Here is a 17,462-nt window from a genome sequence, read left to right on the forward strand (position 1 = left end):
GACTTTTATCACAGATTTTAGTCCATGTCCCCACTTATGATAAAAGTATCAAAGCAATCGTCCATTGACGGGAAGGAATGAGGGGAATGGGAAAACCGGAATTACGTCAAAAATCAGTGATGAAAGTGAAGGAATCCGATACATTAAAAGGTACCTTTACCTCCGTATTATTTTTAGGCGGTTTTTTAGTCCTTACATGGATTGGGGTATTCATATTATTTCTGAATCGTTTTTAATTTGAAGGAGTGGTCTACATGCATATGCATCGGTATGAGAAATGGTGGTTAACGTTAGGAACAGGGTCTCTTATATTATTTTTAATCATATTGGGAATCAGTGCTTTTCATCAAGGTCATCAGCCTCCAAGTGCGAAGGCATACGTCAACCCGGAGCAAGTGGACAAAATCGCACCATTTAATAAGCCTGGATTAAAAAAGGTGGAAGGAAAGTCTTGGGATTATGAGTTGGTGTTTGTTGCATCGGCTTTTAACTATACTCCAGGGGAGATTGATATCCCAAAGGGGTCAACACTGAAGATTACTGCCACAACCAAAGACGTTATTCATGGGTTTGAAGTGGCAGGAACGAATATCAATATGATGCTTGAGCCGGGATTTGTCAGTGAATACACGACAACCCTTGATAAGGCCGGAGAATACCTCATTGTATGTAATGAATATTGCGGAGTTGGGCATCACACGATGAAATCTATGATAAAGGTGGTGGACTAAATGAATCCTTTGATGAGAATCGATAAAAAAGATGCAACACTCGCCATGGCCCATATCTATGTTGGATTCTTCGCCCTGGCACTAGGGGGATTGGCAGGGTTATTGCAGGTTTTAGTACGTTCAGGCCGTTTCACTTTACCCGCTGGAATCGGATATTATCAAGTATTGACGGTTCACGGGGTATTACTCGGATTAGTACTTACGACATTCTTTATCCTGGGATTCCAGCATGCGGCCATTTCCCGAACGTCAGGTACCTATTCCAAGAAATCCCTTATGATGGGGTGGGCAGGATTCTGGATCATGCTCCTTGGCACGATCATGGCTGCCGTTATGATTCTATTAAATGAAGCCACGGTACTCTATACATTTTATGCTCCTCTGCAGGCACATTGGATTTTCTACTTAGGATTGACATTCGTGGTTGTTGGAAGTTGGTTTGGCGGTGCAGGGATGATCATGAAATACATGAGCTGGAGGAAGGAACATCCCGGACAGCCGAGCCCATTATTAACCTTCATGGCTGTTATCAACACCGTCTTATGGATCGTTGCCACCATTGGTGTAGCAGGAACTGTTTTATTCCAGCTTCTCCCCTGGTCCCTTGGTTTGGTGGACAGGGTCGACGTTCTTGTCAGTCGCACGTTATTCTGGTACTTCGGTCATCCACTCGTGTATTTTTGGTTGTTGCCTGCTTATATGGCCTGGTACGTGATCATCCCAAAAATCATAGGGGGGAAAATCTTTTCCGATTCATTGGCACGCCTATCTTTTATCCTGTTCCTTCTGTTCTCTATTCCCGTCGGTTTCCATCACCAATTGGTAGAACCTGGAATAGATGCGTATTGGAAGTTCCTGCAGGTAGTCCTGACGTTCATGGTTGTGATTCCTTCCCTGATGACGGCATTCTCGCTGTTTGCAACCTTTGAAATGTACGGACGTTCCAAAGGGGCTAAGGGATTATTCGGGTGGTTCAAGAAGCTTCCATGGTCTGATGCACGGTTTACTGTACCATTTATCGGGATGGTCGCTTTCATCCCTGCAGGAGCTGGCGGCTTGATCAATGCATCTAACCAAATGAATCAGGTTGTTCATAATACAATATGGGTGACCGGTCATTTCCATTTAACACTTGCCACGTCTGTCGTTTTAACGTTCTTTGGTATCTCTTACTGGTTAGTACCTCATTTAACTGGACGTGTCTTGACGAAAGCGATGAACAAACTGGCCATCGTCCAAGCCATCGTCTGGGCGGTAGGGATGAGCATCATGTCTGGTGCCATGCATGCAGCTGGTTTACTGGGTGCCCCAAGAAGGTCTTCTTATTCCACCTATGGTGATGCATCACAGGCAATGGATTGGATCCCCTATCAAATCGCCCAGGGTGTTGGCGGGACCATCCTTTTCATGGGAATCATTCTCGTTCTATACATCTTCATCAACCTGGCATTCTTTGCACCGAGAGGAGAGGAAGAATTTCCTGTAGGCGAACAAGCAGAAGCAGCCGATAGAACCCCAATGGTCCTTGAAAACTGGAAAATTTGGTTAACCATCTTAGCGGCTCTCATTCTTGTTGCCTACTCTGCCCCATTCATCGACATGATCCAAAATGCACCGCCCGCATCTAAAGGGTACCGTATGTGGTAACAAGAAAAGCTCCAGGGGCTTGCGCTGGAGCGACAAGCATTATAAGAGGCTGCTTCAAATGAAGCAGCCTCTTTACTATTTCTGTTTAATAGGGACAAAGAGCTCTAATTTCCGTTCATCTTCCGTTTCGTTGATTTCTCTATCCTGGGATAGATACTTCTCGACACTCAGTCTGGAGTAGTCCTTCTCAAACCCGTTTTCTTTAATCCAGTTAAAGATAGCAAAGTAGGCTTGCTCCACTTCCGTCGAAAGACCTCTATAAAGGGCGTGGGCATACTCTCCGGCAGGGAGTGACAGTTCAACCAGCCCCGGTGGAAGCTTCTCCACACGATCAACCTCCACGGTACAATAGTACGTAAAATCAGTCGCTCTGTCATGGAAAGGTGCATATATGCATTCATCTCCATTGATATGATGAATGGATGGGATCATCTGTTGAAATTTAGTGAATAGTCTTGGAATCTCGGAACCTCTTCCATATGGACCGGTCCAACCTATTCCAACAAGTAATTTATCCTCCAGTGATGCTACATTAATTTCCATGATTTTGCCTCCAATGTATTTGTTAATTCAAGGAATAAACCTTTGAATACTTCTCCGTCAGATAATCGGCCAAGTATTGGGCATTGAGCCCTTCCCCAGTCACTTCCCTGATAATTTCAAGCGGTTTTTTCATCTTGCCCCACTGGTGCACATTCGTCGTCAACCATTCTCTTACTGGTGTAAGGTTTCCTCGTTCCAACAGTTCTTCATAATGAGGAATATCCTTTAACATGGCACGCTTTAACTGTGCCGCATACATATATCCTAATGCGTATGACGGAAAGTAACCAAAGCTCCCCCCTGCCCAATGAACATCCTGCAGCACTCCTTCACCGTTATGTGAAGGACGTATACCTAAGTATTCTTCATATTTTTGATTCCAGATTTCAGGGAGATTTTCCACTTCGATCTCATCGTTAAATAATCCTTTTTCAATTTCATAGCGAATAATGATATGTAAAGCATATGTTAACTCATCTGCCTCGATCCGGATTAAAGAGGGCTTCGACTCATTGATCGCTCTGTAGAAATCACTTAATTCAACGGAATCAAATTGTCCTGTCGAGTATTCCTTCAGCAACGAATAATTCTGTTTCCAGAAAGCGTGCTCCCTTCCTACAAAGTTTTCATAAAACAGCGATTGGGATTCATGAATCCCCATTGACGTTCCCGTACAAAGAGGGGTACCCATCAAGTCTTTTGAAATGTTTTGTTCATATAGTGCATGACCACCCTCATGAATTGTACCAAAGACTGCTGTTCTCCAATCACTTTCGTCATATTTAGTAGTTACCCTCACATCACCAGGGTTTAAACCAATCGCAAATGGATGTACTGTTTCGTCCAATCTGCCGGAGTTAAAATCGTATCCCATTTGTTCAAGGATTTTTAAACTGAACTGTTTTTGTTTATCTTTAGGAAAGTTTTTATAAAGGAAATCGGTTTGTGGTTTATTTTCCAATTGAGAAATCTTATGTACAAGTGGAACGATTTGATCTCTAAGATCGCCAAAAACCCTGTCCAACACGTTTACTGTTACACCCGGCTCATACATATCCAGTAATGTATCATATTTATTTTCTTCATAACCCCAATAATCAATGAAGCGTTTTGTGAATGCCACAAGCTTCTCTAAGTAAGGCTTGAACATATCGAAATCCGCTTTTTCTTTTGCCTCTTCCCAGACACCTTCCGCTTTTGATTGTAATACTACGTATTCCCTATACTCAGAAGCAGGGATTTTTTTATTTCGATCATATTCTTTTTGACATTCTTCCAATAATTTCTGTGTCATTTCATCCAATTGATCCATCTCTGGAGAGAGTTTCGCCAGGTAAGCGGCCATTTCACTCGAAGTGGACATTTCAAATAGTTCTGATGATAGCATCCCGATGACTTCTGATCGCTGCTCAACTCCATTTTTTGGAGCACCCGTCCTTAAGTCCCAGAACATCAATCCCAGTGCTTCATTATATGCAGACATTTTTTTCACATAATCATTAAATTGATTTATTGTCTCTGTTACTGATTCTTTCATTTTATAAAGCCCCCTTTTTTTACATACAATCTATTTTATCATATTTTTCTGGAAACTTGGCTTCAGAAACGTTTGGGGATGAATGAATCATCGTTTTAGCTATTATCATCCATGCTAAAAGAACCTGGATCCATTAAAAAAGCCGCCCATCCAGGCGGCATCATTTCAATCTCTATGCATTCAGTACTTCAATTCCGACTGGTAAAACCGATTCTACCAGTCCTTTGAAGGATGTTTCAGTGTCATTCATTAGAACATGGATGCTTCCCTTGTCTTCACTCGTACGAATCAAGCGGCCGATCCCTTGTCTCAAGCGAAGGATCATATAAGGAATGTCTACTTCTTGCATTGCATCTGAGGCATGATTCCGTTTCGCATCAAATACCGGGTCCTTTGGCGGGAATGGAAGCGAGTAGATAATCACCTGCGAAAGAGACTCACCAGGCACGTCCAGACCTTCCCATAAGTGATAGGAACAAAGAACCGTAGATGTTTCCTGCTGGAACTGTTCTACCGTATCACTGATTTCTCTGTCACCTTCATAAATCACATCCCAGGCTTGATCCCCCTGTTGAAGTTGATAAGACCTGAAAGCATTCATTTCATTCTTGGATGAGAAGAGAATCAACGTTTTCCCTTGGTTACTCTTAAGTTGATCAAATGCATACTGACTCTTTGCGTTTGCCTCGGCATCCAGTGATGGAAGATAGGCTTTCATCATCTCTTCGTACTCATAAGGTGATTCCACTGAGAATTTTTCATATTGTTCGATCCCCAGCGACTGGGAAACATATGAGAAATCTTTATTATAAGACAGAGTGGCAGAAGAGAAAATGAATGGAATACTTTGAGAAAATACTTGTTCTTTCAGAATTTCCTCTACTAATCTAGGCATCACGACAAAGGTATGCTCTTCTTTTGATGTTTCCAACCAATAGATTCCTTTCTCGTCATCTAAAAATAGTTTCAAGGAATATTGAATTTGCTCCAGATATTCTTCCACAACCTTTAGTAAATAATCATCCATGACATACATTTCTGATTCAAATACGAGCTCATTCAATAGACTTTCGATTTTCTCAGTAAGTGATCTGCCCTGCTGTAATATTGATTCAGACCGGGTAATATACTGCCTTTCGGAACCAATCTCTGCTTTGGATTCCTTTTCCAATAAATCGAACCACTTTTCATTTTCCAACATGATGTCTTCAATGATATACAGTGTCTCTTCCCTCATATCCGATGATGATAGCTTTTCAAGAAGGCTTTCAAGTGTCTCCATTCTCATTCGGTACGTCATCGCTTTTTGAGAAGCGAATTCCAGCAGATGACCCTCATCAAATACGACGGAGCTCGCTTCCGGTAGGAGTGGAAGCTGTCCTTCCCGCTTTCTGCTCTCCTTTGTCCAGATATGCTCCATGTAAAAATCATGGGAGCAAATTATCAAGTCAGCCGCGTTCCGATAATGTTCACGATGAAGGGTTAGACCACAGCGGTGGCGATAGACGCATGACATGCAGTCCTGAAGGGAGTCCCAGCCTACATGATTCCATTCTTCATCTGACAACCCGGCATATTCTTTACGGTCCCCATAATGGGTGAAGCTTCGCATGGAGGAATTATCATGAACAAATCCCGGCAATTCTTCCCACATATCCAGATAGAGTTCATCATTCGAAACGTTCTCTTCCAGTTTTTTAATGCAAAGATACTGCTCCCTCGATTTTGCAAGTCTAACATCTATGTCTAAGTCAAGTGCGCTTTCAAGCTTCTTTATATCCCCTTCTTTTTTGACAATCTGCTCTATGAGCGTTTCGTCGGCACAGGCGATGATTGCAGGCTTCCCTGTATACCTCGCATAGGATAATGCATATAGAAGATACACCAGGGTTTTCCCTGTACCAACTCCTGCTTCCGCAAACATGACCTGCTTATTTTTATATGCTTGATTGAGCTGAAAAGCCATAAAGACCTGTTCATCTCGTAAATCAAATCCCTTTTCAGGCAATAAATCATAAAAAACATCACCGACCCAATCGGATAATGCTTCATAAAAGGATTGCTCCTTCGTAAGTTCAAATGGTAATTTTCTTCTCATATGGACCTCCTGCGTGACACAATATTTCTAATTTACTAGAATTTTTTCCTGTTGAAAAGGGGTAATGGACAAATAATCTGACGTCCCTCTATGGTAACAAACAAAAGAAAAGAGACTCTCCATACAAAGGGTGAGTCTACCATTTGTATGGATGTCCCTGGTCTTTCGAGACTGTACTCAGTCGTATATTCTCTTTTTTCTAAGCAATTCATATTGAAATGCTTGATCCAGATCTTTCGCAGCTTCATGCAAGTCTGCACCCGCTCCTTCTTCACCCGATATGGAAGAAATGGAGCTTTGTAAGGCTTGATAGATTTTGTGGAAATCGATGGAAGAATGGTCCATCCTATTCACTCCCCTAAAAATGATAGAACTATTATACGCAGGAAGTGAAAAGGATATTCTGAACTTCTTCATCTTTTTTTATTCAAACAGGAAAAATCATTTTCTCGGTGGACGCGGCCCCCAATATTGATAATAGTCTGTCCTTATGAATCCATTGAACAATTTACGTTTCTTGGTGGCTTGCTTCCCGTAGCACTGTTCAAAGTTCTCATGGGAAGTCAGCATGTATACAGACCAAGTATCCAGCTTTTCAAAGGCTTTTCCCATCTCCTGATACATATGCTCTACCTCTTTACGTTCACCTAAACGTTCTCCATAAGGAGGATTTCCAACGATGATTCCGTATTCTAAGTCTGAAGTGAAATCTCTGACTTGCATTTGCTTGAATTTCACCAGGTCGCCTAGCCCTGCTTCTAATGCATTTTCTTTGGAAACTTCGACCATTCTATGATCGATATCCGTACCGAGTATTTCAAGTGGTTGGTCATAGTTAGCCAAATCCTCAGCTTCCAGACGAGTTTTCTCCCATACATCATTAGGCATTAACGGCCATTCCTCCGACAAGAACTCACGGTTGAATCCAGGTGCAATATTCTGGCCGATCAGAGCGGCTTCAATCGCAATGGTCCCTGACCCGCAAAACGGATCAACAAACGGGCGATCAGGATTCCAGGTCGTTAATTGGATCAATGCCGCTGCCAGGGTTTCCTTTAATGGGGCTTCACCTTGACCGATACGGTATCCCCTTTTATGAAGACCCTGTCCACTTGTATCCAGTGTGATGCTTGCCACGTCTTTGTGGATGGCAACCTCAATTTTAAAAAGAGGTCCCGTTTCATCCAGCCAGGATGTTCTTTTGTAAGCAGTACGCAGACGTTCCACAATCGCTTTCTTGACGATCGCCTGGCAGTCAGGCACGCTGTACAGCTTTGATTTAACGGATTTACCCTGTACGGGGAACTCTGCATCTACAGGGAGGAAATCCTCCCAGGGAAGCTTCTTTGTATTCTCGAATAGCTCATCGAAGGAATACGCTTTAAATTCTCCCACAAGGATCTTGATTCTGTCGGCAGTTCTCAACCACATATTGGCCCGTGCAATCGCCGTTTCATCCCCCTTGAAGATGACCTTCCCGTTTTCAACCTGACAATCGTACCCCAGTTCCTTCACTTCTTTGGCAACAATCGATTCCAAGCCCATCGCTGCCGTTGCGATTAATGTATATGTACCCATAATGTCACCCCGCTCAAAAATATCACACTACAATAGTATGTACCTGTACTCATTAAAATAAAAAGGACTGATACAAAAGAGCAGTGTATTACCTGCATGTATCAGTCACTTGCATTATTAAATCCATATTGCTTTTATCCCGTAATAGTGTTTTGTAAGCCATGTTTTGTTCCGTTGTACTGCAAGCGACTATTTGTCTCGTACTCGGGCGGTAATCATCTATCTACAAAGGAAATTCCTTTGTCCCTCTCTTCGTTCAATTCCTCTGAGAGGATTCCCCTACCTAATTTGGGTTTCTCGCTCGTGGGGTTTACCTCGTTCCACTCCTGTCATTTCTAACAGGACTTCGTCACTGTGGCACTTTCAAAGTAGTCACACCATATCTCAGGAAATGAGACGTAGGTGTTTTCCCTGCCGTCAGCCCAATTTGAGCTGCCCTAGCTTATGAATTGGCTAGGCACGAACACTACGTGCATCTCAGCACCGTGCGAGCATGGACTTTCCTCTACAACTTAACGTTGCAGCGATTACCCAAACACCATTAAGGAACAGCAATAACTAATTATACGGTATTTCACCTAGAAATTCAACTGGAAAAATCAGTCGTATAATTTATTTCCAAATACGTGCTTTTCTAAATTGGACAGACGTTTTAAAATATCGAAATTGGTTGTTCCTGTCTGCTGTGGTGGAGCCTGTGTACGTTGCTTAGCAGCACCTTCTGCCTGCTTTTTCAAACGCAGGTTTTCCTGCTGAAGATCTTCTATCTCTTGATGAAAGGTTTCATAATCTTTAATAATCAAGTCTAAAAATTTATCCACGTCTTCCGGCTTATATCCCCGCATTCCACTTTTGAATTCTTTCTCGAGAATATCCTTTGCCGTTAATTTCACTTTATCTGAGATCATTCTATTCACCTCTATATTTATCACTATCATTTTTTCAAAAAACCATCATTTTGTCAATCTATTTCAAATGAATTCGGTGGTATATCGGCTTGAATCCTGCTTACTCAGTCTGTTTTCCACTGCTCTTCTTCAACGATCCATTGAAGATCCTGAAAACTGATTGCCCTTAATTCAAAAGAAGGATCGGACTCTTTTTTCCTCTTCGCTTCATCATAGAAGTATTTGGGCGAACCATCTTTTTCCTCATCATATAGAATGATGCAAGAGTGACTTTTTTGTAAAAATAATTGATTCTTATTCCGGAACTGCTGTGGATTCTGATAAGGATGCTTTGAAATCGTTTCGACAAAATCAGCTTGAGACAGAATCAGTTCGTAATATTCCTTGTTCTGGTCATTCCAGTTTTCTTCCTGAGAAATGAATGGTGTCAGGACGGCCAATTTCAACTCAGGGTAATCTTCCTGAAGTTCAAAAACAACTTCCGCCCCCCAGAGTTCTACACCAAGCTGTCCACTGATGAGCACCCATTCCAAGCCAATATCCAAGAGAGATAACAGTTCTTTCCTCAATGCTTGCTTTATGTAATAAACGGCTTTGTCATCCTGCTTGAAAATTCCCAATTCAAAGGATTTATACCCAGTTACACATGCAACATTCCCCAAATTGAAAACCCCTTTACTCCGGGTACATCCGGTACCTTTACTCACTTAGTGTACCCTAATCCTTTACTGTATATTGTATCATATTTCATCTGTTTCTAAAGATCGGGAAATCTTTCAGGATGATCATCCTTCGCTATTAAAAAAGGAGAGATGCTCCTTCAAGAAAGATCTCTCTCGTATATGATAATGTGCAGAAACACTCTATCACTACATACTGAGTCCAGTCTTTTAGATGCATCCCTTTGAAATCATCATTGATATATTATCTTCCCATACCGTATGGGCCGAATGGTGGTCTTGGCCGAGGTCCGAATCCTGGTCCCCCTGGGCCTTGAGGTCCTCCAGGGCCTCCAGGTCCTCCACCACAATTAAACTGTTGATGTGAAACACTGTCTACTTGTGATTGTGTCTGCGGGAAATAATGCTTATGTTGATACATAACATTATTCACGTTTGTTGTGTGGGTCGGGTGGATATGAGGCACCTCATAAGTCGTCATGTTGTGATTCACACAACATTTAGTCGGGTGTACAACTGCAGGTAGTACTTGATTAGGTCTTGGTCTGCAATACATACTAACGCTCTCCTTTCATCGCTTAGTTGTTACAATAATAGCCTATGAAGAAGAGAGGGTACATGTACTAATGAAAATACCTATTTTTAGGAAGAACATTTTTTATCGTTACATGAAACTATATAAACTTTGTGAATAATTGGTAAAAACAAAGGCTGTTAAACCAATGACGACAAAGAACAAAATCAAGATGGCGCGGTTCATTTTCATCATTCCTTCTTATTTTAAATATTTTCAACACAATTTATTATTTTACAACTACTTTTGAAAATTCTCAATATAAAAATAAGAAGATGGAACCACTTTTACACTGGATGAATTTATTCTTTGTCCCACGGTCTTGTTTGTTTTGTTTCTCTCTCCAATTTCCTCTCTATCCGGTCCATGCGGTGAATCAGATTTTCAGAAAGCGTGAGGTCCTTCTTACTGGCTTCCACCGAGTTTCCAATCAAAGCTGATAGTTGTACACACATGTCCATAGCGCGATTCAAGTCCTTTGTCTTATGTTCATATAGTTTAGCTAATTCGATCATTGCTCCTTTACGGATTGAAACCGGTGCCCCTTCCAGGATGTCTTCCCACAGGTTAATCGCTTTGTGCGTTTGTTTGTCCCTTTTATACTGTAGGGCAAGCTGATGCATGGCCTCATAATTCGGCTTTTTATCTTCTTTGATGAGTTCCTCGTAACGCTCTTTAGCAATTCTTGTGTTACCGGTATACTCCAGCCACCTGCCGACTTCAAATCTTTCTTCCCCGCTTGCCTGATCGTGGACGTTCAGGAGTTGGAAAGTCAAATGAGTATATAGAGTGATGAGCGACAGGATGTCCAATTCATTATGGGTCATGACCTTGAGGATACCTTCCGGGTCTTTACGATCGATATAATCAAAATAAATCATGGGAGCCAGATACCCAGGAACATCATCGGTTCTATGAAAGCCAAGAATGTTTCGCTCCACGTTGACGAGCTTTACAGATTCAAGTTTGTGCTTGAATAGCCTTCTGGAACCATGATATAAATCAAAGTGCCCAAATGCTGGCAGTTTCGGTACATGATCTTTAATGAGAGTATGCCTTGTTTTAACTTGAGGCCAATCAAAGGCCTTCCCATTGTAGGTTACTAACGTGTTGTAATCCACATTGCTTAGGAAGCTGTGATATAAAGGAATTTCACTCCCTGGTTGTGGAAGGAAGTGTTGTGTGATGATGACTTCTGTCTCGGTTACTCTTCCATGTCCCAGTAGGAAGATCGTATTTCCGACCCCACCTCCGAGTCCTGTTGTTTCTGTATCAAAAAAGAACATTTGGTCATGGGAGAGCCCTTTAGAAGACAAGGGATGATTTCCAGTGAACCCCTGCCACGCATCGACAGCTTTAATGAAATCCTTGAACGCATAATCTCCATGCTGATGCTCAATAGGATATCGTTTCTCCCTCACCAGGCAGAAATCATCATCTATGAAATATAGTTCAGACCCATTTTCTTTCCACACATTTATAAATGGCAGGTCGACCCTATCCACGACAGATGGCTCTTGTCTCTCAGCACCCACCTTTTCTTCACGGATAATATGCTTTTTCATTCTCGTTAATTTATTTTTCAATGACATGCTTGTATCCCCCTTCCATTATTGAAGGAAAAGATGAAGGAGCTTTAATGAATCCAGTTTGGCCGTGTGGAGGGAATGCTCCATTCCTATGCATGAAGGGCAGCCGCTTTGACAGGGGCACCGCTCAATCATGGAAGATGCCTCATGGAGAATCTTCTCAAATTGTTCATACACTTTTTCACTGAGCCCGATTCCGCCCGGGTAGCGGTCGTATATAAAGATAGTCGGCTGTTCATTATGGGCAGCCTTGATTTGCGGGACTACGAAAATATCGCTTGGGTCGCACATGACAAATAACGGAATGATAGATTTCAGGCTTTGGGATACCCCGATCAGCCCTTCTTCAAGTCGTTCCTGACTGAAAGAGTCAGCATCTTTTAATGAAATCCAGCTGGAGCTCGTATGCAATTCCTCTTCAGGAAGATGAATCGGACCAGATCCGATATTTTCATGTGTATCAAATTTTATTTTCTTAAAAATCGTTGCCATCGCTTGAACGGTCACATCCCCGAATGCTACGTCAAACATCTCTGATTTCCTCACTTTGTCTGTTTCCAGCACCCTTAATTGTACAGCCAGGTTCGCATCCGTAAAGTAGTCCACATCCACTTCCCTTACAAATGCCTTTTTTTCTTCCCAATCCAGTTTCTCTACTTGAAACTGAACTCCCTGATGTAAATAGATTGCTTCATCATGCAATAGGGTCATGGCAGAGAAACGGTCCATTTCCCCAATGACTTTCACAGCAGAGATATCCGTTTGATCGATGATGATGACATTCTCCTGAGAAGCTGAACGAAGGCTTATGTTATGAGCTGGAAACACATCGTTCATCCAATACCATTTATCTCCATTTTTATGGACGACTCTTTCTTCTACGAGAAATTCCAATATATCTTCAATTTCATGCTGGCCAAATTGCTCGCCATCTCTAAAAGGCAGTTCATAGGCTGCGCACTTAATATGATCGATAAGAATGATTAAATTATCAGGATTGATCCTTGCCGTTTCGGGGGTTTGCTCAAAGAAATAATCTGGATGCTCGATAATGAATTGGTCAAGGGGACTGGAACTTGCCACCATGATGACGAGAGACTCTCCATGTCGTCTGCCGGCTCTGCCAGCCTGTTGCCAAGCACTTGCGATCGTCCCTGGATACCCAGTCATGATGCAAACTTGCAATTGGCCGATATCTACACCTAATTCAAGGGCGTTTGTACTAACAACACCATATATTTCCCCATTTCTCAAACCTTTTTCAATCTCTCTTCGCTGTGTCGGAAGATATCCCCCCCGATAACCCCTGATCGATTTCGCTCCTAATTGACTTTTCACTAAATCTTGTAGATACGTAAGGATAATTTCCACCCTGACTCTGCTTCTCGCAAAAATGATGGTTTGTACTTTATTTTTCAATAGTTCTAAAGCGATCCTTCTCACCTCGAGGGTGGCGCTTCGGCGAATATTCAGCGGTTTATTGACGATAGGGGGATTATAGAATACGAAGTGTTTCTTTGCACTTGGTGCCCCATTATTGTCTATTAATTTCATGTCATCGCCGGTTAGATGCTCAGCAAGCTCCTTCGGATTAGCGATTGTTGCCGATGTACAGATGAAAATGGGTGAAGCACCGTAAAATTCACAAATCCTCTTCAACCTTCTGATCACATTGCTGACGTGGGATCCAAATACCCCTCTATAAATATGAAGTTCATCAATAACGACGTATTTAAGATTTTCAAATAGCGACACCCACTTCGTATGATGTGGAAGAATGGCTGAATGAAGCATATCGGGATTCGTAATGACAATATGCCCGGCTTTTCTTACCTTTTGACGGATATTAGCAGAAGTGTCCCCGTCATATGTATAGCTATTGATGGAAACCTCTGCCTCTTGTATAATCTCGTTCAACTCACTTTTCTGATCCTGTGCCAGTGCCTTGGTAGGAAAGATGTATAAAGCCCGTGCATCCGGGTTGTCCATGATGGTTTGAAGTACAGGAAGATTATAACAAAGCGTCTTTCCAGACGCAGTCGGCGTGACGGCAGTGAAGCTGTGCCCCTCCATAGCAAGCTGAAAAGCTGATTTTTGATGGGTATAAAGCTTTTCGACCCCCCTCTTATTCAAGGCTTTTTTTATTCTTTCATCTATTTCATTTGGCAGGTCTACCAATTGTGCCGGTTTTTCATCAATGGTATGCCAATGAGCAATCTGTTTGTTGAAATTCTGGTCATTTTTAAAAATCTCTATCAATTGTTGAAGGTTGTTTTTCTTAAACATTCTTATCACCTCTCTTACTCATTTTACCGAATCTATGTTCGAAACTAAAGGAAAACTAGTGTTTTTTCATTTCCTTTCATTAATGAACCGAAATGAAGTAGAGTGAACTACCATTTATTTCGGTGGTTCCTTGATTGTATAGGACAGATGCACATATTAATCAGCCATTCATACACTAATATGAATACGTTTGCCTGAAAGGAGCATATCAATGTCCAACGATTCTTCAAACAGAAAAGGGTTTGGTGACCTGATGCATTCCATGAATGAATTTTTTCATGAAAGACCGATGAAAGGAATGTTACAAAGTATCGATGAGTTCTTTACATCTTCTGCTAATCCTTTTGGTTCATTCCCGGTAAAAATGACTGAAACAGATGATCATTATGTTGTTACTGCAGAACTTCCCGGTGTAAATAAAGAGCAGATACAACTGGATGTGTTCCCTCAGTACATCACGATATCAGTGACCAATAAAGGAGTATATTCAGAAGAAAATGAAAAGCACCAGACAATCAAAAGGAAGCAATCCATAAGCAAAAGCAGTAGGACCGTTCCATTTCCAACGGTCGTGAATGAAAAGAATGTAAAAGCTTCTTATAAAGATGGTTTATTATCAGTAAAAGTGAACAAGGAATCAGGGAAGCGAATACAAATTGAATAAATGAAAAAGGAGCTGCGGGAAGTGCAGCTCCTTTTTGGTCTAGAATTTAAATATCCCGCCTAATCCTTTGACAAGAGAAGACACCTGATTAATAGCACCCATCATTTGCCCTGTAGTATTCATCATTTTATTGAAATCTAACGATCCGTCCTGGGATTTAAAGGAATTCATTATGCCGCTTACCCCACCGGAAGATGGTTTCGCCATAAATGATGCCTTCGGATAAGGATTAGCATAGTTTTGTTGTTCCATTGCCTTCATTTGGTAAGGATTGTATTCTTTCTGTTGAAGAGGATTTTCAAAATATGGATTCATCTGCTGCGACTGATTCATCTGCTGATATTGGTTCATCTGACCCCCGGCACCGGAATATGGCCCATCCGGCTGTGGTAAGTAATTAGCTTGATAAGGACCATAATTCGGTGGTCTCATCCCCTGTACAGGATAGTTCATCATCGGCCCCATATTCGCAGGCGGAGAATGGTAATACGGATACGGTTGATATCGGACCTGTCTCGAATAAGGTGAAGAATTCATACTTAGCCCCCCTACATTTAGTGGTTACTATACATTATGTATCAACGTAAATAATGGTGAAAACACCCATAAAGATCTTTCGACAAACTCTAAGAAGAATGTCGGAAGTTACACTATTCTTACAACTTAAAGAAAGGGTTTTCTATGATAGGATAAATGTAGATGCAAAGCTATCGTCTTATGAAATATAAGTATCGGGAGGAATCAAGATGGACCTTAATCAATTGCTGAAAAGATATGAAAGCAGTAAACAGTATCAAGCAACCGATCAACAAGAACTTCTTACACTGGCCAAAAAACTTTATATTTCGAATGAGATTTCCTTTCTCCACTACAAAGAGTTAGCGAAGCAGATCAATACAGTAGAAGAAAATGCCATTTCAACTCCATAAGAAAGAGGCTGCCCCAAATGGCAGCCTCTTATTTTTCTTTCAGTTCATCGAGCTGAGTCCCGAGAACATATGATACAGATTGGTAATGACTGATGAACCGGTTATAACTCGACTCCGGAAAAAAACAGTGAACCGATAACATCTCAATATTATCGAAGGTGTTCATAATCTGAGGCAAGTGGAGGTGTTTAGGCTTGGAGTCTTTAATCCAGCTCAGGGAACCCTCTTTCCAACGATCATTCTTGTCTTTCACTTCATCTGCAAAAGGCTTCACTTCAGTGTAAAAGTCTCCTTTTTCACCTGACTCCCGCCTGCTTTTATATTCACTCATCATCTTCTCGACCAGCAAGAGAAGTTCTTCCGTTACTTGTTTCAATTCTTTCAAACAAAGCCCTCCATGCAAAAAATAGACAAAAAATAAAAGTAGCACTGTGCTACTTTCTTATAAAGTCAGTTTAAGACGTCTTAAAAGATAATTCAAGTTTTTGTAAGACATAAGACTTTTCTCTATTATTTATCAGACCCGTTTTTGTACCTGTTTTCCGTTCGACAGCGCTTAACCGGCCTTCCACCTTCTGTATTTGATCCGACAGCCCACTCAATCCTTCCTGCTCTTCCACGGAAATACGATCATGCAGACTTTGTTCCAATTGATTAAGGCTTTCTTCGATTTCCGCCAACTTTAACATAATATCTTGTTTTGGAAGCATGTGAATCCTCCCACCTTTTTTTTGGATTAATACAGTAATTCTCCGTACATATCCCTTTCCCTCCTCCCCTGACAAAACTAGAAGCGTTTCGCCAAAGAAAGTGGAAATAGGACATCCGGCATCATATGTTTCGACAGTACCTGAATAAAACAAAGAAAAACTCAAAATACTATGGGTGGAGGTGTTTCTCAATGAAGAATCAAAATAACAAACAAACCAAAAAACAACCAACCGAAACCAAAGCATCAAAAGGCAACCCTAAACTCGAAGGGGAAAACAGACCCGCGACTTAAGAAAGCGGAGGGGCTTTGCTAAGAGGCGACAAGCATAAGGCGAGAATACCGGAAAGGCGCCTTTTGCCTTTTTGGTGTTCTTGACTTATGACCTCGAGCCTCTAAGCCCCGTAGCTGGACTAATCAAAAGCGGAGGCGGCTCGTTCAGACCCGACAAGCACAACTGGGAAATCCCAAAAGGCGTTTTTTGCCTTATGGGATTTTTCAGTTGTGACCTCGAGGGTCTAGCCGCCGGAGCTGGACTAAATTAGAAAGCGGAGGGGCTTTGCTAAGAGGCGACAAGCATAAGGCGAGAACACCGGAAAGGCGCCTTTTGCCTTTTTGGTGTTCTTGACTTATGACCTCGAGCCTCTAAGCCCCGTAGCTGGACTAATCAAAAGCGGAGGCGGCTCGTTCAGACCCGACAAGCATAAGGCGAACCACCCACACCCAGAAAGGCGTTATTTGCGTTTTTGGGTAGTTTGACTTTTGCCCTCGAGGGTCTAGGCGCCTGAGCTAATAAATAGACGGAAAAATTCCGCTTAATCATTATTATTATAAAAAGAAGGCTGAAATAGACGGAAAAATTCCGCCTATTTGTTCAAATAATAAAAAAATGGGTGATCTTTCTGTATGTAAGCGGAAAATCTCCGCTTATTTATGCCCAAAACAGGTTCCAGATTGAAAATAACAGGAAAATTTCCGCTTATCAAAGG

General features: G+C 41.7%; 17 protein-coding genes and 1 other RNA gene. 4 read left to right on the forward strand and 14 right to left on the reverse strand.

Annotated elements, in window-relative coordinates; all coding sequences use genetic code 11:
* Positions 1–254: 254 nt before the first annotated feature.
* Positions 255–731, forward strand: coding sequence for a cytochrome c oxidase subunit II (locus KYJ26_RS15535; RefSeq protein WP_219168293.1), 477 nt, complete (start codon positions 255–257; stop codon positions 729–731).
* A complete protein-coding gene (locus tag KYJ26_RS15540; RefSeq protein WP_219168294.1) occupies positions 732–2,378 on the forward strand; it encodes a b(o/a)3-type cytochrome-c oxidase subunit 1 in 1,647 nt (548 codons plus the stop codon).
* 75 nt (positions 2,379–2,453) lie between these two features.
* Here KYJ26_RS15540 and KYJ26_RS15545 read toward each other — a convergent pair whose 3' ends face one another.
* The 11 genes from KYJ26_RS15545 to KYJ26_RS15595 form a co-directional block, all read right to left on the reverse strand.
* Complete coding sequence (locus KYJ26_RS15545) at positions 2,454–2,921, reverse strand: GyrI-like domain-containing protein (protein ID WP_219168295.1); 468 nt, start codon at positions 2,919–2,921, stop codon at positions 2,454–2,456.
* A 22-nt stretch (positions 2,922–2,943) separates the two neighbouring features.
* Complete coding sequence (locus KYJ26_RS15550; protein ID WP_219168296.1) at positions 2,944–4,458, reverse strand: carboxypeptidase M32; 1,515 nt, start codon at positions 4,456–4,458, stop codon at positions 2,944–2,946.
* 172 nt (positions 4,459–4,630) lie between these two features.
* Positions 4,631–6,556: an ATP-dependent DNA helicase gene (locus KYJ26_RS15555; protein WP_219168297.1), complete on the reverse strand. Its 1,926-nt coding sequence runs from the start codon at positions 6,554–6,556 to the stop codon at positions 4,631–4,633.
* 177 nt (positions 6,557–6,733) lie between these two features.
* On the reverse strand, positions 6,734–6,901 hold the full coding sequence (locus KYJ26_RS15560; RefSeq protein WP_206849142.1) for a hypothetical protein: 168 nt from the start codon (positions 6,899–6,901) through the stop codon (positions 6,734–6,736).
* A 96-nt stretch (positions 6,902–6,997) separates the two neighbouring features.
* Positions 6,998–8,134 carry a THUMP domain-containing class I SAM-dependent RNA methyltransferase gene (locus KYJ26_RS15565; protein ID WP_219168298.1) on the reverse strand — a complete coding sequence of 379 codons (1,137 nt, stop codon included), beginning with the start codon at positions 8,132–8,134 and terminating at the stop codon, positions 6,998–7,000.
* Positions 8,135–8,284: 150 nt separating this feature from the next.
* Positions 8,285–8,673, reverse strand: an RNA gene (gene rnpB / locus KYJ26_RS15570) — RNase P RNA component class B.
* A 60-nt stretch (positions 8,674–8,733) separates the two neighbouring features.
* Positions 8,734–9,042 carry a cell division regulator GpsB gene (gene gpsB / locus KYJ26_RS15575; RefSeq protein WP_206849149.1) on the reverse strand — a complete coding sequence of 103 codons (309 nt, stop codon included), beginning with the start codon at positions 9,040–9,042 and terminating at the stop codon, positions 8,734–8,736.
* Between the two features lie 104 nt (positions 9,043–9,146).
* Complete coding sequence (locus tag KYJ26_RS15580) at positions 9,147–9,704, reverse strand: SLOG family protein (protein WP_219168299.1); 558 nt, start codon at positions 9,702–9,704, stop codon at positions 9,147–9,149.
* A gap of 262 nt (positions 9,705–9,966) precedes the next feature.
* Entirely contained in the window at positions 9,967–10,278 is a 312-nt protein-coding gene (locus KYJ26_RS15585; RefSeq protein WP_219168300.1) for a CotD family spore coat protein, read from the reverse strand.
* Between the two features lie 320 nt (positions 10,279–10,598).
* Complete coding sequence (locus KYJ26_RS15590; RefSeq protein WP_219168301.1) at positions 10,599–11,888, reverse strand: ribonuclease H-like domain-containing protein; 1,290 nt, start codon at positions 11,886–11,888, stop codon at positions 10,599–10,601.
* Positions 11,889–11,906: 18 nt separating this feature from the next.
* Positions 11,907–14,171, reverse strand: coding sequence for a DEAD/DEAH box helicase (locus tag KYJ26_RS15595; protein WP_219168302.1), 2,265 nt, complete (start codon positions 14,169–14,171; stop codon positions 11,907–11,909).
* Between the two features lie 211 nt (positions 14,172–14,382).
* Between KYJ26_RS15595 and KYJ26_RS15600 the strand changes: the two genes are divergently transcribed.
* Positions 14,383–14,835 carry an Hsp20/alpha crystallin family protein gene (locus KYJ26_RS15600; RefSeq protein WP_219168303.1) on the forward strand — a complete coding sequence of 151 codons (453 nt, stop codon included), beginning with the start codon at positions 14,383–14,385 and terminating at the stop codon, positions 14,833–14,835.
* A gap of 39 nt (positions 14,836–14,874) precedes the next feature.
* Here the strand turns inward: KYJ26_RS15600 and KYJ26_RS15605 are convergent, their stop codons facing one another.
* A complete protein-coding gene (locus tag KYJ26_RS15605) occupies positions 14,875–15,372 on the reverse strand; it encodes a YppG family protein (RefSeq protein ID WP_219168304.1) in 498 nt (165 codons plus the stop codon).
* Between the two features lie 209 nt (positions 15,373–15,581).
* Here KYJ26_RS15605 and yppF point away from each other — a divergent pair, with 209 nt between their 5' ends.
* Positions 15,582–15,764, forward strand: a complete 183-nt coding sequence (gene yppF, locus KYJ26_RS15610; RefSeq protein ID WP_219168305.1) for a YppF family protein — start codon at positions 15,582–15,584, stop codon at positions 15,762–15,764.
* A gap of 28 nt (positions 15,765–15,792) precedes the next feature.
* On the opposite strand, the gene KYJ26_RS15615 is transcribed toward yppF, so the two are convergent.
* Complete coding sequence (locus KYJ26_RS15615; protein WP_219168306.1) at positions 15,793–16,149, reverse strand: YppE family protein; 357 nt, start codon at positions 16,147–16,149, stop codon at positions 15,793–15,795.
* A 70-nt stretch (positions 16,150–16,219) separates the two neighbouring features.
* Positions 16,220–16,474, reverse strand: a complete 255-nt coding sequence (locus KYJ26_RS15620) for a hypothetical protein (protein ID WP_219168307.1) — start codon at positions 16,472–16,474, stop codon at positions 16,220–16,222.
* Positions 16,475–17,462: the final 988 nt, after the last annotated feature.

It is taken from the genome of Rossellomorea orangium (assembly GCF_019334305.1).
Lineage (GTDB): Bacteria > Bacillota > Bacilli > Bacillales > Bacillaceae_B > Rossellomorea.

Coding starts and splice junctions, on each gene's coding strand:
- KYJ26_RS15540 (WP_219168294.1), top strand. CDS start 732: ATGAATCCTTTGATGAGAATCGATAAAAAAGATGCAACACTCGCCATG.
- KYJ26_RS15555 (WP_219168297.1), bottom strand. CDS start 6,556: ATGAGAAGAAAATTACCATTTGAACTTACGAAGGAGCAATCCTTTTAT.
- yppF (WP_219168305.1), top strand. CDS start 15,582: ATGGACCTTAATCAATTGCTGAAAAGATATGAAAGCAGTAAACAGTAT.
- KYJ26_RS15590 (WP_219168301.1), bottom strand. CDS start 11,888: ATGTCATTGAAAAATAAATTAACGAGAATGAAAAAGCATATTATCCGT.
- KYJ26_RS15535 (WP_219168293.1), top strand. CDS start 255: ATGCATATGCATCGGTATGAGAAATGGTGGTTAACGTTAGGAACAGGG.
- KYJ26_RS15620 (WP_219168307.1), bottom strand. CDS start 16,474: ATGCTTCCAAAACAAGATATTATGTTAAAGTTGGCGGAAATCGAAGAA.
- KYJ26_RS15585 (WP_219168300.1), bottom strand. CDS start 10,278: ATGTATTGCAGACCAAGACCTAATCAAGTACTACCTGCAGTTGTACAC.
- KYJ26_RS15550 (WP_219168296.1), bottom strand. CDS start 4,458: ATGAAAGAATCAGTAACAGAGACAATAAATCAATTTAATGATTATGTG.
- KYJ26_RS15565 (WP_219168298.1), bottom strand. CDS start 8,134: ATGGGTACATATACATTAATCGCAACGGCAGCGATGGGCTTGGAATCG.
- KYJ26_RS15545 (WP_219168295.1), bottom strand. CDS start 2,921: ATGGAAATTAATGTAGCATCACTGGAGGATAAATTACTTGTTGGAATA.
- KYJ26_RS15595 (WP_219168302.1), bottom strand. CDS start 14,171: ATGTTTAAGAAAAACAACCTTCAACAATTGATAGAGATTTTTAAAAAT.
- KYJ26_RS15605 (WP_219168304.1), bottom strand. CDS start 15,372: ATGAATTCTTCACCTTATTCGAGACAGGTCCGATATCAACCGTATCCG.
- gpsB (WP_206849149.1), bottom strand. CDS start 9,042: ATGATCTCAGATAAAGTGAAATTAACGGCAAAGGATATTCTCGAGAAA.
- KYJ26_RS15560 (WP_206849142.1), bottom strand. CDS start 6,901: ATGGACCATTCTTCCATCGATTTCCACAAAATCTATCAAGCCTTACAA.
- KYJ26_RS15600 (WP_219168303.1), top strand. CDS start 14,383: ATGTCCAACGATTCTTCAAACAGAAAAGGGTTTGGTGACCTGATGCAT.